General features: G+C 67.4%; 14 protein-coding genes. 9 read left to right on the forward strand and 5 right to left on the reverse strand.

Annotated features, from left to right (window positions below; all coding sequences use genetic code 11):
- Window positions 1–172 precede the first annotated feature (172 nt).
- The 6 genes from EDD27_RS44470 to EDD27_RS44495 all read left to right on the forward strand — a co-directional run bounded on the left by EDD27_RS44470 (window position 173) and on the right by EDD27_RS44495 (window position 3,444).
- The gene (locus EDD27_RS44470) at window positions 173–1,012 is read left to right on the forward strand and encodes a helix-turn-helix domain-containing protein (RefSeq protein WP_206641930.1); all 840 of its coding nucleotides are present in this window, start codon (window positions 173–175) and stop codon (window positions 1,010–1,012) included.
- 65 nt (window positions 1,013–1,077) lie between these two features.
- Window positions 1,078–1,659, forward strand: coding sequence for a dihydrofolate reductase family protein (locus EDD27_RS44475; protein ID WP_127938212.1), 582 nt, complete (start codon window positions 1,078–1,080; stop codon window positions 1,657–1,659).
- Complete coding sequence (locus EDD27_RS44480; RefSeq protein WP_127938214.1) at window positions 1,656–1,835, forward strand: hypothetical protein; 180 nt, start codon at window positions 1,656–1,658, stop codon at window positions 1,833–1,835. Before EDD27_RS44475 ends, EDD27_RS44480 begins: the two co-directional genes overlap by 4 nt.
- Window positions 1,836–2,173: 338 nt before the next feature.
- Entirely contained in the window at window positions 2,174–2,368 is a 195-nt protein-coding gene (locus EDD27_RS44485; RefSeq protein ID WP_127938216.1) for a hypothetical protein, read from the forward strand.
- A 143-nt stretch (window positions 2,369–2,511) separates the two neighbouring features.
- Window positions 2,512–2,874, forward strand: a complete 363-nt coding sequence (locus tag EDD27_RS59070; RefSeq protein ID WP_127941371.1) for a DUF4189 domain-containing protein — start codon at window positions 2,512–2,514, stop codon at window positions 2,872–2,874.
- Window positions 2,875–3,204: 330 nt separating this feature from the next.
- Entirely contained in the window at window positions 3,205–3,444 is a 240-nt protein-coding gene (locus EDD27_RS44495; RefSeq protein WP_206641932.1) for a site-specific integrase, read from the forward strand.
- Between the two features lie 597 nt (window positions 3,445–4,041).
- Here the strand turns inward: EDD27_RS44495 and EDD27_RS44500 are convergent.
- The 3 genes from EDD27_RS44500 to EDD27_RS44510 form a co-directional block, all read right to left on the reverse strand.
- Complete coding sequence (locus EDD27_RS44500; protein ID WP_127938218.1) at window positions 4,042–4,992, reverse strand: hypothetical protein; 951 nt, start codon at window positions 4,990–4,992, stop codon at window positions 4,042–4,044.
- A gap of 125 nt (window positions 4,993–5,117) precedes the next feature.
- Window positions 5,118–5,360: a hypothetical protein gene (locus EDD27_RS56060; protein ID WP_206641933.1), complete on the reverse strand. Its 243-nt coding sequence runs from the start codon at window positions 5,358–5,360 to the stop codon at window positions 5,118–5,120.
- 379 nt (window positions 5,361–5,739) lie between these two features.
- On the reverse strand, window positions 5,740–7,065 hold the full coding sequence (locus tag EDD27_RS44510; protein ID WP_241564579.1) for an alpha/beta hydrolase family protein: 1,326 nt from the start codon (window positions 7,063–7,065) through the stop codon (window positions 5,740–5,742).
- A gap of 614 nt (window positions 7,066–7,679) precedes the next feature.
- Here EDD27_RS44510 and EDD27_RS44515 point away from each other — a divergent pair.
- Together EDD27_RS44515 and EDD27_RS44520 are read left to right on the forward strand one after the other, a co-directional pair.
- Window positions 7,680–8,705, forward strand: a complete 1,026-nt coding sequence (locus EDD27_RS44515; RefSeq protein ID WP_241564580.1) for a sensor histidine kinase — start codon at window positions 7,680–7,682, stop codon at window positions 8,703–8,705.
- Window positions 8,702–9,382 (forward strand): response regulator, encoded by a 681-nt coding sequence (locus EDD27_RS44520; RefSeq protein WP_127938219.1) that lies wholly within the window; start codon window positions 8,702–8,704, stop codon window positions 9,380–9,382. The genes EDD27_RS44515 and EDD27_RS44520 overlap by 4 nt, the downstream gene beginning before the upstream one ends.
- Window positions 9,383–9,938: 556 nt before the next feature.
- Here the strand turns inward: EDD27_RS44520 and istB are convergent.
- Both istB and istA read right to left on the reverse strand, forming a co-directional pair.
- Window positions 9,939–10,712: an IS21-like element helper ATPase IstB gene (gene istB / locus EDD27_RS44525; RefSeq protein ID WP_127934030.1), complete on the reverse strand. Its 774-nt coding sequence runs from the start codon at window positions 10,710–10,712 to the stop codon at window positions 9,939–9,941.
- Between the two features lie 65 nt (window positions 10,713–10,777).
- The gene (istA, locus tag EDD27_RS44530; protein ID WP_127934029.1) at window positions 10,778–12,253 is read right to left on the reverse strand and encodes an IS21 family transposase; all 1,476 of its coding nucleotides are present in this window, start codon (window positions 12,251–12,253) and stop codon (window positions 10,778–10,780) included.
- A 49-nt stretch (window positions 12,254–12,302) separates the two neighbouring features.
- Between istA and EDD27_RS59075 the strand changes: the two genes are divergently transcribed.
- Window positions 12,303–13,088 carry a tyrosine-type recombinase/integrase gene (locus tag EDD27_RS59075; protein ID WP_421916748.1) on the forward strand — a complete coding sequence of 262 codons (786 nt, stop codon included), beginning with the start codon at window positions 12,303–12,305 and terminating at the stop codon, window positions 13,086–13,088.
- The last annotated feature ends 67 nt before the right edge of the window (window positions 13,089–13,155 follow it).

The raw sequence follows: 13,155 nt of genomic DNA on the forward strand, positions 1-13,155 counted from the left end.
CTGCCCAGGGCCGCGCTGGAGATCCAATCCGGTCGCCCGCGCGTGGCCAGCTGCTGACCGGCAACTTGGAGGAGGCCGTGGCCAGGCGCAAGGAGAAGCACCCGCCGCAGTTCCGCGACTGACGCGTACGACGACCTGGCGGCCCGCCCGTGCATCGGCGATGCTGTGACGCGTGGAGTACGTGTCCAGAGTGCCGCGACCGCCGCTGGCCGGGCTGATCGACGACCTTTACTACCTGGAGGGTGCGCCGCCGTACGCCCGGCTGACGCTGCCGCCGATGCCGTCGGCGTTGCTCATCGTCAACCTCGGGGCGCCGTTCCGCATCCGCGCCGGCACCGACATCGAGACGGCCGAGTACGCCGACGGCTGCGTGGTCACCACCCCCACCCGCGCCTTCGAGTTCGGCTACCCGCCGGGGACCCGGTCAGTCGGCGTGCACTTCAAGCCGTGGGGGCTGGCGCCGTTCCTGCCGATGCCTGCGGCCGAGCTGTGCGACCGGCCGGTGACGGTGGAGCAGGTCTGGGGTCGCCCCACCATCGCTGAGCTGCGAGACCGGCTGGCCACGGCGGACGGACCGCACGAGATGCTGACGCTGCTCGAGGAGGAGCTGATGCGACGGCTGTGCGAGACCGCCGGCCTGGGGCTGGTCCGCCATACGAGCAGCGTCATCGCGGCGACCAGCGGGGCGGTGGCGATCGGCGACCTGAGCGTGGCAGCCGGTGTCAGCAGCACTCATCTGGCACAGCGGTTCAAGGAGCTCATCGGCGTCACGCCGAAGCGGCTGGCCCGCACCTACCGCTTCGCCGCCACCGTGTTCGCGATCAACCCCGCCGGACCGATCGACTGGGGCGACCTCGCCGGTGGCGCAGGCTACTTCGACCAGGCCCACTTCGGCCACGAGTTCCGGGCGTTCACCGGGCTCACGCCGACCCGGTACGTCGAAGTCCGGCGGCGGTTCCTGCGCGAACATCCCGGCCACGCGCTGGACGGCTGGCCGCTGCCGGCCGATTGATTTCTTACAAGAGCGACAGCTCACGACACGCTAATTTGGGGCACCCCAAAGCAGAGGAGAGCCCCGTGGGCAAGGTGGTCATGTACAGCTCGGTGTCGGTGGACGGCTTCGTCGCGGACGAGAATGACCAGCCAGGACCGCTGTTCGACTGGTTGTCCAGCGGTGACGTCCCGTTGGACGAGAGCGGCGAGCTGAAGGTGTCGCAGACGTCCTACGACTACACCCGGGCGTACTGGGACCAGATCGGAGTCACGATCGTCGGCCGCCACGTCTTCGACCTGACGGACGGCTGGGGCGGCAAGCCGCCGGGCGGGATCGACCACGTGGTCGTCGTGTCGCACCGGCCGATGCCCGAGGGCTGGGACCCCGAGGCGCCGTTTCACTTCGTCGACGGCGTCGAGGCAGCCGTGGCCAAGGCGCAGGAGCTTGCGGGTGACCGCATGGTCGAGGTCGCCGCCGGCGACGTCGGCGGCCAGGTGCTGGCCGCAGGGCTCGTCGACGAGGTCGCCATGGACGTCGCGCCCGTGGTGTTCGGGTCCGGCAAGCGCTACTTCGGGTCGGTCGACGCACAGCACCTGTTGGAGGATCCTGACGTGGTGATCCAGGGCAACCGGGTACTCCACCTGCGCTATCGGGTGCGCCGATGACCGTCCTCGCCGTCCTGATCTGTCCGGCACCCGAGGATCACAAAGCCGTCCGGGACGGCGCTCTTCTTCCCTCGGCGAAGGAGGGGTTGCTGAAGATCAGCAGAGAGCGGCTTGAGCAGGTCTTCCCCGCGGTTGGGCTCATCGCCTCCGGAAGGGCCTCGGCGGTGCCTGAGTGAGGTCGTCGGCGTCGGTGCATGCCAGGGCACCAGGCTGCCGGTGTCCGTAGGAGTGCGTCTGTGTGTGGGGTCGCGTTGCTGTACAACGCTGCTGTACGGCCACGAAAGAGGCCCTCCGGGATCTTCCCAGAGGGCCTGTGAGCTGGAGCGCGGCCGAGAGGACTCGAACCTCTAACCTTCTGACCCGTAGCCAGTTCGAGCTGTCCACTAGCGTCTACGGGCGCAGAAACGCTGTTCGGAAGGGACACTGCTGTACACCACTCCCGTGGACGCAACCCTCCTGCGTGACGTGGCGGGCATGCTGCGCTCGTTCGACTACGCGCCCAAACACTTCTGCTGTGCGCCTGTCCGAATGGGACGAGTGCAACAAGGAGTCCTTCCTGGAGGGCTACGTCAAGGGCGGCGGCTCACTGGATGAGATCCTCCTGCGTGGCTTCGAGCTGTCCCATGCAGCCAACGAGGTCGGCTACGAGGCGCGCAATCGGCCCACCTGGCCACCCATTCCGCTGAAAACCCTCACATCCCTCCCTTGATCATTTATCGGTTTAAGTGATCTGCAAGTGGCACACCGCAGGCTCTCCTCATCAGTACAACGCTGCCGTCCGCTTGGATGGCACGAAGGGGAAACACCATGCAGTTAGGCAAGAAGCTCACTGCCATCGCCGCTTGCGCCTTCATGGCGAGCGGCGTGCTGGCCACAGCGTCCCCCGCAGCAGCTACTGCCGCTACGGCGGGGGAAAGTGCAGCACGCTACTATTACGGCGCGATCGCCGTGTCGCGGGACGGCCGTGTCGGCAGGTCCTGGGACTACAGAACAGCGGCTGCCGCCAGACAGCGGGCACTGAGGGAATGCGGCCGCTCCAGCTGCAAAGTCCTCACCACCTTCGTCAACGGTTGTGGCGCTGTCGCCTACAACTCCAGGAGAAACGTCTACTGGGGTGGCAGAGGGAGTACACCCGCCAGAGCGAAAAGGAACGCCATAGCCAACGCGGGCGGCGGCCGCTGGATCGCCTATCAATGCACCAAACGATACCGCTAGCCCCGATGAGCCAGCCGTGGCGATCATTGATCGTTTAACAGGTGCCGAGTTGCTGGAGATCAACGACTAGTTTCTGGCTCTCGAGTGCGCGTGGGCAGCTACAAATACGTGACCCCCGCTCAAGAGCGCGTGCTTGTGGAGACAGATCAAGTGGGGCCGTCCTTCGCGGGTGGCCCCACTGCCACGTCAGGAACTGCGGAACGCCCGACGCCCTCTGTGCCAAGCTCAGGTGAGACATATGGGACTAAAGTTCCTTAACTGACATGAGTAGGGCGAGAACGGGTATCCACCGCAGTGACCACCCTGAGTGGACGCGGTACGGGCGACTACGTGTTCACCACCGGATGGGGCGAGCCCATCCACCCCGACACCGTCAGCTCGCTCTTCCCCGATCCTGATCAAGCGATTCAACCAAGCGACCCACGCACGCCACTACCGCACGAACGCCTCCATGACCTGCACCATATCCACGCCACGACCCTGCTGCCGGCTGGCGTTCCGGTGCACGTCGTAGCAGCTGGCCTCGGCCACGCCGACCCTTCCATAACGCTCCGGACTACGCCCATGTGATCCGCGCCGCAGAAGCCTCCGCAGCTGACACCTTCGCCCAGGTGATCGGCGAGCAGAAGAGACCGTGTTAGCAAGGGTGTTAGCAAGATCTCGGCATTGCCCTGACAAACACTAAGGCCCACTCCCAGGTTCTCCCTGGTAGCGGGCCTTTCGCATGTGCGCGGCCGAGAGGACTCGAACCCCTAACCTTCTGATCCGTAGGCCCCAAACGATCTTCATCGAGATTCGCCGGCGTTCGCGACCTCGCATGCTTAGATTCTCGCCGTTCATCTCCGTTCACACGAGTCCTTGACCGTTCGCTCGGGTGGCTCCCAAGATGGCTCCCAGAGGCCGTACCTCGACGTGGTCTTGTCCGGCGCGACGCGCGCACGCCGCCTGCCTGATCACCTTGCCCGCCCTCGACCCAGAACAAGCCGAGGTGAAGCTCCTCGTCGGCTTATGGCGGTTGACAAGTTCAGCGTGTGAGTACGCTCAGGCGAGGATCGAGCGACACGAACAGAAAGACCACCACATCCAGCAGCCCGCCGGCTGCGGCAACCAACCTGCCGTACTACCAGCAACCACGTGAACCCTTGAATAACTTACGAATGGGACCACTTAGTCGTGGCCGCAGATGACCTCACCGCCGTACCAACCCCATATGTAATGCAGTATCGCGACGCCGACCCCCGCCGCGGCGATCCCGACGGCGGGCCCGTACAGCGCGAAGGAGCCGATGCCCACCGTCGCCGCCATCGCCGCGATGAGCCCTCCGCCGGGCCGAGGGCGTCGCCTGCCGTACGACGGCCGGGGCTCCTCGTTCCATCTCCACGGGCGCCGGCGCCGTAGTCTCCCGGCAGGCCACACGCGGGTGCCGTCGTCCAGGACCACCACCGCCCGGCGGAACGGCCACCCGCCGACGTGGGCCTGCACTTGCTCGCCATACTGGCGCTGCTTGCGGGGGCGCATCCGGTCCAGCGCTGGGTCCCAGTAGACGCGCTGAAGGTATCGTCGCGCCGGCCCGCCGCCAGCGGGTACCTCGGTGAGCCGCAGGTAGCCGGCGTACCAGGTGGCGTTGCTGTTGCGGTGCGTCAGCAGCAGCGGCGCGGCCCGCCAGGCGGCCGCGGGCGCCCTCGCGGCGCGGAGGTTGAGCAGCAGCCGCGCGCCCAGAAGCAGCAGCAGGGCGGGGAGGGCCACCAGCAGGCCGAGCACGGTGCGTAACACCCAGTCTCCCGGCGGCGGGAACTCGTCGTCCGCGCCGGGGAAGACCAGTCCATCCGGGTTGTCCGGGGCGTAGCGGATGGCCAGGCCCGCCCCCGGGACCACCTCGCGATCGTTGCCGACCTGGACCAGCGTGACGTGGCGCACGCCGCCCGCGTCGAACCACTCGAGGTCGGCCGCCACGTGGCCGCCCGCGTCGTCGTAGTACAGGTAGACCACCGTCGCGCTGGTACGCGCCGTCGCGCGCGCCTGCTGCGCCGACACGTCCAGCGTCAAGACGCCGAGGACAACGATGGCCACGGACATGCCGAGCAGGAATCCTCCGATGGACACGACGTGCGTCCGCATCAGTGGACGCTCCGTTAACCCCATTCATCCACCCCGTTCCGCTCTCCGGCACAATGACAACGATCGCCAGCTCGGGAGAGTGCCGGCGGGAGGGGGAGGGCTAAGCGGTCCCATTCGTAAGTTAGTCAAGGTTTCCGTGGTTGCTGGTAGTGCGGCAGGCTGGTTGCCGCAGCCGGCGGGCTGCTGGAAGTGGTGCTCTTTCTGTTCGTGTCGCTCGATCCGGCCATCAGGTCCTCGAGGTCAGCTGGGGTGAACTTCCATCTGAAGGGCCGGGCGGTCTCGTTGTAACGACGCTCGAAGGCGATCAATCGGTCTTCGACCTGGTCAAGACCGGTGAAGTCGTTGGGTGTGACCACTTTGCGCTGCACGATGGAGAAGAAGATCTCGTCGGGTAACCCCGGCGCGTTGCCGCGCCGGGGTCCCCTCAGAACCGGCCGTGCGGGTCCCTCCGGGAACGGCGTATGACACCCCCGCCCGGTGATCCCCTCCAGGAGCCAGGCGGGGGTGGGTGTAGGTGTCGGCGGAGTCGCCAGAGTTCTTGTGCTGCTGCCAGAACTCGACGGCCCGCTTCCGCGACACGTACTTTTGGCTGGGCCGCTTGTCAACGCCGAAGGGAAGAGCGGACATCAGGTGTCCATCAAACCGGTCAACTCAAGATCTTCGATGTCCGTCAAACCGGATTAAGCCAGGTGCGACGCGGAGGACGATCCGCCGTCTCTTCGGCCCGGGCCCGCACCGGGCAGCGTCCTACTGGCAGGTTTTCGTCTCGACCGAGCAGTGCTTGACCTCTGGGTAGCGGGTCGAGGGCCTGTCCAGCAGGGGTTGGGGCTTCTTGTGCAGGTGCAGGTCGAAGAAGGCCGCGACGTGCCTGCGGGTGATCTCCATGGCGCGGGCGCCGGATATGTCGGCGCCGTCGTCGATGCCGATCTGGTCGACCAGCACGCCGAGGTCGGTGAAGGACATGTGCTCCGCCCCGGTCACCAGGAGCCAGCGCTTCCACCCCTTCAGCTGCTTCCAGTCGCGTTCCCAAGTGGCGGCCGCATCTCCCTGTCCAGGAGTGTAAGTGGACTGTTTGCCCAGGAACAGGAACGGCCGCACCAGCCCGCTGCCCGGAATCCTGACCTCCGTGGTGCCGTCTATGTCTATGCCGGCGCGTATCCGGGAGTCCTTGAGCATGGCCGCGATGGTGCTCGCTCCTCCGGCGGAGTGGCCGGCCATCGCTATACGAGACGGGTCGATCAGCCGGGTGCCCTTCCATTTCGAGTGCGACCCGGTCAGCTGGTCGAGCACGAAGGAGACGTCGGCCGCCCGGCCCTTCGCCAGCTTCTCCCACCACGCCGGATTCTTATTGATCTCGCATGTGACGCAGGTGGTGACCCGTCCGTCGGGGAAGGCGGTGGCGACATTCTCGTAGGTGTGGTCGATCGCGGCCACCACGTAGCCTCGGCTCGCCAGATCCTCGGCCAGCGCCGTGAGTTCGGTCCGGGGCTTGGTGTGGCCGGGGGAGAGCACGATGAGGGGTAGACCGTGCTTGCGACCTGCCGGGTTGGCGTCGGTGAAGGCGTTGGTCCGCGTTTTGCTCAGCGTGTCGGCCGGCACGCTGGTGATCTCCCCGCTCTTCAGAAGGAGCTCGGACTCCTTGGGTGTCATGTACGGGGCCCGCTTACGGCCCGGCGATTTAGCCGGGTACCACAGCGAGACCATGAGCTCCCGGGCTTTCACCGAAGGGACCCAGGGGTCGGGGCGGGAGGTGTCCTTCAGGTACAGGGACGTGGTGCCGACCGGATGCGAACCGGTCGGTTTGGGCAGGTAGGTCGTGCTGCTTGACGCAGGCACGGATGAGGCGGGCGCGGACTGCGCGGATGCGACCGACGTGGTCGCCATGATGGTGAGCAGCCCGACGGCGACCGCTCCGCCGCGCAGGATTCGGCCCTGCGGCGCAGGCCTCCTGCTCCAGCCGGCGCCCCGCTCGGGGGATGTCCCTTCCCCGGTGATTCCCTTGCCAATGTGCACCGGCGCACCGGCGCCGCCGTACTGGCTGTCCGTTTCCACCGGCTCTGTCACATGACCCATGAACGTGTCCGTCCTCCCGATCGCAACGGCCACCTTGGCGGGAAGTCCCGCGGCGGCCTGGTAGCAGGGCTGAGGCTAGAGGTGGCCGATGTCCACGCGCGTCGGCCGTCGTGCCTATATCGGATACTTCCGGGGAAGGACCCGCCCGCGGCGTCATCCCTGCGATGTACTCCCAACGGACACTGCCGTGGTCACTGAAGACGATGTGCGGCGGGTCACGCGAACGCGACAATGTGCCGGTGGCAGCAGACGAACGACGGCTTTGGCGGCAGTACGTGCAGGACATATTGCGGCCGGAACCGCGAACCGCCCGTCCGTCTCACAAAGCTCTCGCCGCCGACGCGCTACTTGCGATCTTCCTGACCGTCGCCGCGCTGATGGCAGCGGAGGGACTCCCCGGCCCGGCCCATCGCGTCGACGTGCAGTCGCGCCCTCTGATCGACTTGCTGCAACTACGGCCCTCTCCGGTGGCTCCAGCGCCCCCGGTGATCCCGTCCCCTCCAGCGGTTCCAGCTCCCCCGGCGTTATCGGACGCGAGCATCGGCGTCCGGCCGTCCGTCACGGAGTGGATCCAGCCGCCGCCGGACGTCGGTTCCGAGGAGCACGAACCGCCCGTGCTCCTGGTGGTGCTGACCGCCTTGCCGCTGGCGGCCCGGCGCAGGTATCCGCTCGCCACCTTCTGGGTGGTGGTGTTCGCGGTGCTGGTCACGAACGGTGGTGAGACGTGGATCACCGTGCTGACCTGTGCCATCGCCGGCTACAGTGCCATCGCCCACAGCCGCAACCGAGTGCCGGCGGTGGCCGGGCTCCTGCTCGCGGCCGTGCTTGCCGGTGCCGTGGACCGAGATGTCGCGTCTGGCCTCCCCAGTCTCCCCAGTTGGCTGGGGCCCTACGTCGTCCTGCTGAGCGCCGGGGTCTGCGCGAGCATCATCCGGTTCTTGCGGCGGAGCCGGGATCGGCTCACCGAACTTCAGCAAGCCCAGGAGGACGCCATGCGGAAGGCGGTGGAGACCGAACGATCCTGGATCGCCGCCGAACTCCACGATGTGGTGACCCACAATGTGAGCGTGATGGTGATCCAGGCGGGCGCGGCGCGCAAAGTGATGGACGTCGAGCCAGAACTGTCCAAGCAGGCACTGCTCGCGATCGAAAGCAGCGGCCGAGCCGCCATGGCCGAACTGCGCAACGTCATGGGCCTGCTTGCCGGGCCGGAAGGCGGGCGCGCGGACAGCCGAGGCGACGGGCTCGAACCGCAACCCGGACTCGACCAACTCGGTGGCCTCGTCGAGCGGGTACGCGCCGCGGGAGTGTCGGTGGACGTCGCGCTCTCGCCGCCGAACTCCCTGCCCGACGGGGTCGGCCTCACGGTCTACCGCGTCGTGCAGGAGGCCCTGACCAACACGATGAAGCACGCGTCCGGCGCGGCGGCGTCCGTCGCGATCGGCCACAGCGGCGACTGGCTGGAGATCGAGGTCACCGATACCGGCGGCGCGCCGGGCCCCCAGTCGCGGGCGGGCAACGGCCGCGGGCTGATCGGGCTACGTGAGCGGCTGGCCGTCTACGGCGGAACCCTGGTCGCCGGGCCCATCGCCGGAGGCGGGTATCGGATCACGGCCCGCATTCCCCGGACCGCCGCATGAGCGGGCCGCTGCGCGCGGTCATCGCCGACGACCAGGCGCTGGTCCGCACAGGGTTTCGGATGATCCTCGCCACCGACGGCATCAAGGTGACGGCAGAGGCGGCCGACGGAGCCGAAGCGGTCGCCGCCGTGCGGAGCACCAGGCCAGACGTCGTGCTCATGGACATCCGGATGCCGCGGATGGACGGCATCGAAGCCACCCGCCAGATCATGAGCGGTGGAGCGAACGAGACCCGCGTCATCATCCTGACCACTTACGATCTCGACCACTATGTCTACGCCGCTCTCACCGCCGGCGCTAGCGGCTTCCTACTCAAAGACGTCACCCCCGAGCACCTGGTGGCCGCGGTACGTCTGGTGCGCTCCGGCGACGCCCTGCTCGCGCCGACCATCACCCGCCGCCTCATCGAGCGTTTCGCGCCCCGTGACGAGGCGAAGGCCAACCTCCACCGCGATCTGACCGAACTGACGCCACGAGAACTGGAGGTGCTACGCCTGCTCGCCACCGGTCTGAGCAACGCCGAACTGGCCGATCGCCTGACTCTCAGCGCGACGACGGTGAAGACCCACGTCGCCCGCATCCTGTCCAAACTCGGACTCCGCGACCGTGTTCAGGCCGTCGTGCTGGCCTACGAAACCGGACTGATCTCCCCCGGCGGCCCATCCGGCGTCGGCTGATCGGCCTTGCCGTCCGCGGTGTTCGGCATCGCCCCTGAGGGGCTTGAACGTCGGCGAGCCGATTGCGTGGCGCGGTAGTGCTCATCAAACGCGGGATCGAGGTCGGCGTCCCCAGCTTTGTCACCGGATAGCCAGCCAGTAATCGGTTGTCAAAGCAGCGACGCGGTGACGAACCACCCTGACCACAGCTTCCCCTAACCGTCTTCTATTGCGCTCGCGGTAGCTGACGTTGTCATCACTGCTGGCGTCAGACCTCACACCACCTCACTGTGATCATTCGGTGCCAAGGCCTGACGCAGGACGGCTGCGGCAGCCGATCGCCCCAGCCCCGTATGGCGAGCACCGAAGTCGGCGATCGTCACGGCCTGCACGCCATACCTGCGTGCCATACAAACAGCCGGCAAGCGACTGCCTGCCTGCAAACGGGAGCCAGTCACCTCGCGGAGACCCCACATTGTCAACGGTCATGAAGATCCCCAGGTAGGTGGACTTGGGTTCTCTCGGCTGGTGGCCACCAGAAATCCATGCTGATGGCCGGGGTGGTCCTGATGGGTGGTCAGGTCAACGGGGTGACGCCCTTGCCCGCCAGAGCCTCGGCGAGTCGGTGGGAATCGCCCTTGGTCAGGACCAGGTGGGCGTGGTGGAGGAGCCGGTCGACCGAGGCGGTGGCCAGGGTCTTGGGCATGATGGTGTCGAACCCGCTCGGGTGGATGTTGCTGGTGATCGCGATCGAGCGGCGTTCGTAGGCGGCATCGATGATCCGGTAGAACGCCTCGGCGGCGTCGGTTCCGGCCGGGAGCAGGCCGATGTCGTCGATGACGATGAGGTCGGCGCGGCAGATGCGGGCGACGGTGCGCGCGATGGAGCCGTCGACTTTGGCCTTGCCGATCGTGGTGGTGAGGGTTTCCAGGGTGAACCAGGCCACGCGTAGGTCCTTCTCGATGGCCGCGTGGGCCAGGCCCTCGGTGAAGTGCGATTTGCCGGTGCCCGACGGGCCGGCGATCACGAGGTTTTCGGCCCGGCCGATCCATTCCAGCGTGGCCAGGGCGTTCTGGGTGGGTTCGGGGATGGAGGACTCCTCCGGTCGCCAGGACGCGAGGGTCTTGCCGGTGGGGAAGTTGGCCGAGGTGCGGCGCAGCCGCCGGGTGGCCGCGTCGCGGCCGGTGACCTCCTCGTGGATGAGAATCCGCAGGACTTCGGCGGGGTCCCAGCGTTGCGCGCGGGCGGTGGCCAGCACGTCGGGGGCGGCTTTGCGCAGGTAGGGCAGGCGCATCCGGCGTAGCAGCCGGTCCAGTTCGTCGGGCAGAGCCGGTGGGGTGGGCGAGGTCATGGGGTGGGGTTCTCCTCATCGTGGGCGCCCGCCCGGCCGCGCAGGCCGGGCGGGTGGTGGGGTGGTCACTGGCCCAGGGCCTGCCAGGAGGCGGTGCCGGGCTGAGCCGAATGCGTCTCATCGGCGCGCACGAGTTCGCCAACGGCCCGGTGGTCGCTCAGATGGTCGACGATGGCGGGCAGGTCGTCGTCGGCGAAGCGGCCGGCGATCGCGGCCAGGCCGAGTGCCTCATCGACACGCTCAGCGCCGAGCACCGCGGCCAGTTCGACGGCGCGTGCCATCTTGGCGCGGATGCGCACGGCTCCGGCTGGTCCGGCCTCGGTCAGCCACCGCTTGGCGCCCGGCCCGATGCCCAGGAACGCGACCTCCGCCTCGCTGCGCGGCCGCGGTTTCGGCTGGTGGACACTGCGCCCATTGGGATGGTGCGGGTAGTGCTGGGTGAGGATCTGCGGGTTACCCGGGACAGACACTCGATGGCGGGCGATCTCGGCCAGCTCCCCGCCGACGGCCCGGGCGGTGATGACGAGTTCCTCGCCGACCACACGCACCCAGACCTTGGTGTCGATGTGTCCGGGTGGGGTGGAGTAGCGCACCGAGGCGAAGCTGATGGTCTGGTCGTCATAGACGATCCGCTGCTCGCCCAGCGCCAGCGCGAACGGCTCGGCCGGCAGCACGTGCAACGCCTGCTGCTCGATCAACAGCTGCTCGGCGGGGACCTGGCCGCTGCCGCGATGCCGGCGGGCGTTGATCTTCTCGCACCAGGTCCGGCATTGTTCGGCCAGCTCGGCGAAACTGCCGTACTCGCTGCGGAGGTTGGCCTCGGTGGGTACCAGATCCGCCTTGGCCAGGCGGACGGTGGCCTCCACCCCGCCCTTGGATTCAGGATCGTAAGGCACGCAGGTCTCCACCGTGCAGCCGTAATACCGGCCCGCGGCGACGATCTGCGGATGCCGCACCGCGATCCCGGCGACGTGGTCGCTGGTCACCGTCTTGGCGTTGTCGGTGAGGACGTAGGTGGGGGCGCCGCCGATCCGCCGCAGCGTCGAATCAAGGCACGACACCAACGTGCCGAGCGTGCAGTCCCAGACCGGGATCACTACCCGAAACTTCGACCAGGCCAGCCAAGCGCACCACAGCCAGGTGCGTCTCCCGCCGACCCGCGGGCCTTCGCCCCAGTCGAACTGCAGCCACATGCCCGGCTCGGGGATCCACGGCCGGTAGGTGCGCCGCCGCCCGGCCCGCCACGCAGCCTTGGCGGCGTTGACCGCCCGCCGGGTGGAGCGGGGGCTGCCCCGATATCCCATCGCGACCAGCTTGTCGTGGGCGACATCAGCGCGGATCTTCGCCTTCGACGCCTCCACCCATTCTTCGATCTTCTCCAGGAACGGGTCGATCAGCTTCGGCCGGGCCGCCCGCTCATACGGGTTGAGGCCCAGCTGGCGCAGTTCGACGTAGCGTTTGACGGTCTTGGGGTCCGCGCCGGACAGTTGCGCGGCGGAGTGGACGGTCTTGGTCAGGTCGTACGCCTCAAAGATCTTCATGATCTCTCTGTCAGACTTTGTCACGGGACCTCTTCGGTCGGCTTGCGAAATGCGGCAAACATCAGCAAACCGGACTGGAGAGGTCTCCAAGGGGACAGGCGAAGATCAGGACACCCGAGGCCATCCACCGGGAATTCTCGTGGCCATCAGCCGGGACTCAACTGGCCGCCCACCAGGAGTCTTCCATGGCCGTCGGCACCCACATCCCTGGTCAAGCGGTAGATGCGGGTGTGAACAGCTCTGGATCTCACGCCAGCTCACGCGAGTCGGAGGTCAGCTGCTCCACCGGGAGACGACCAGGACAGAGGACTCAACCGCCTCACTGCCGCTCTTCGGCCTCTGTGTCTCAGCGCTCCGGCACCGCCAGCGCGTCCAGGAGGCCCGTAAGGTGGCCGGGGACCAATGGAAGACCTCGGACGTGACGTTCACAACTCGGACGGGTACGCCGATCGAGCCGCGGAACTTCAACCGGGCTTTTGAGAGCCACTACCGGCGCGCGGGCGTCCCACGCATCCGCGTGCACGACACCCGGCACACCTGTGCCTCGCTCCTGGCGGCCCTCGACGTTCACCCGCGTGTGGCTATGCGCATCCTGCGGCACTCGCAGATCTCGATGACCATGGATGTCTACACCCAGATCCCCAGCCCGGAAACCCACGCGCCGGTCACCGGGGTGTCGACGGGGAACGAACCAAGGGAGATCACTATGATCGACTACACGACCAGGTGGTCCCTTCCTCGTGGCAACCAGGTGGTCCCTTCTCCCTGGCAAGCGACGCCCTTTTCTTCCCTTGGCGAGGGAGGGGCTGTTGGTGATCAGCAGAGAGCGGCTTGAGCAGGCCCTCCCCACGGAGTGGGTTCGCCGCCTCCGAGAGGGCCTTGGCGATGCCTGAGCAAGGTGG

The organism is Nonomuraea polychroma, from assembly GCF_004011505.1.
Classification (GTDB): Bacteria; Actinomycetota; Actinomycetes; order Streptosporangiales; family Streptosporangiaceae; genus Nonomuraea; species Nonomuraea polychroma.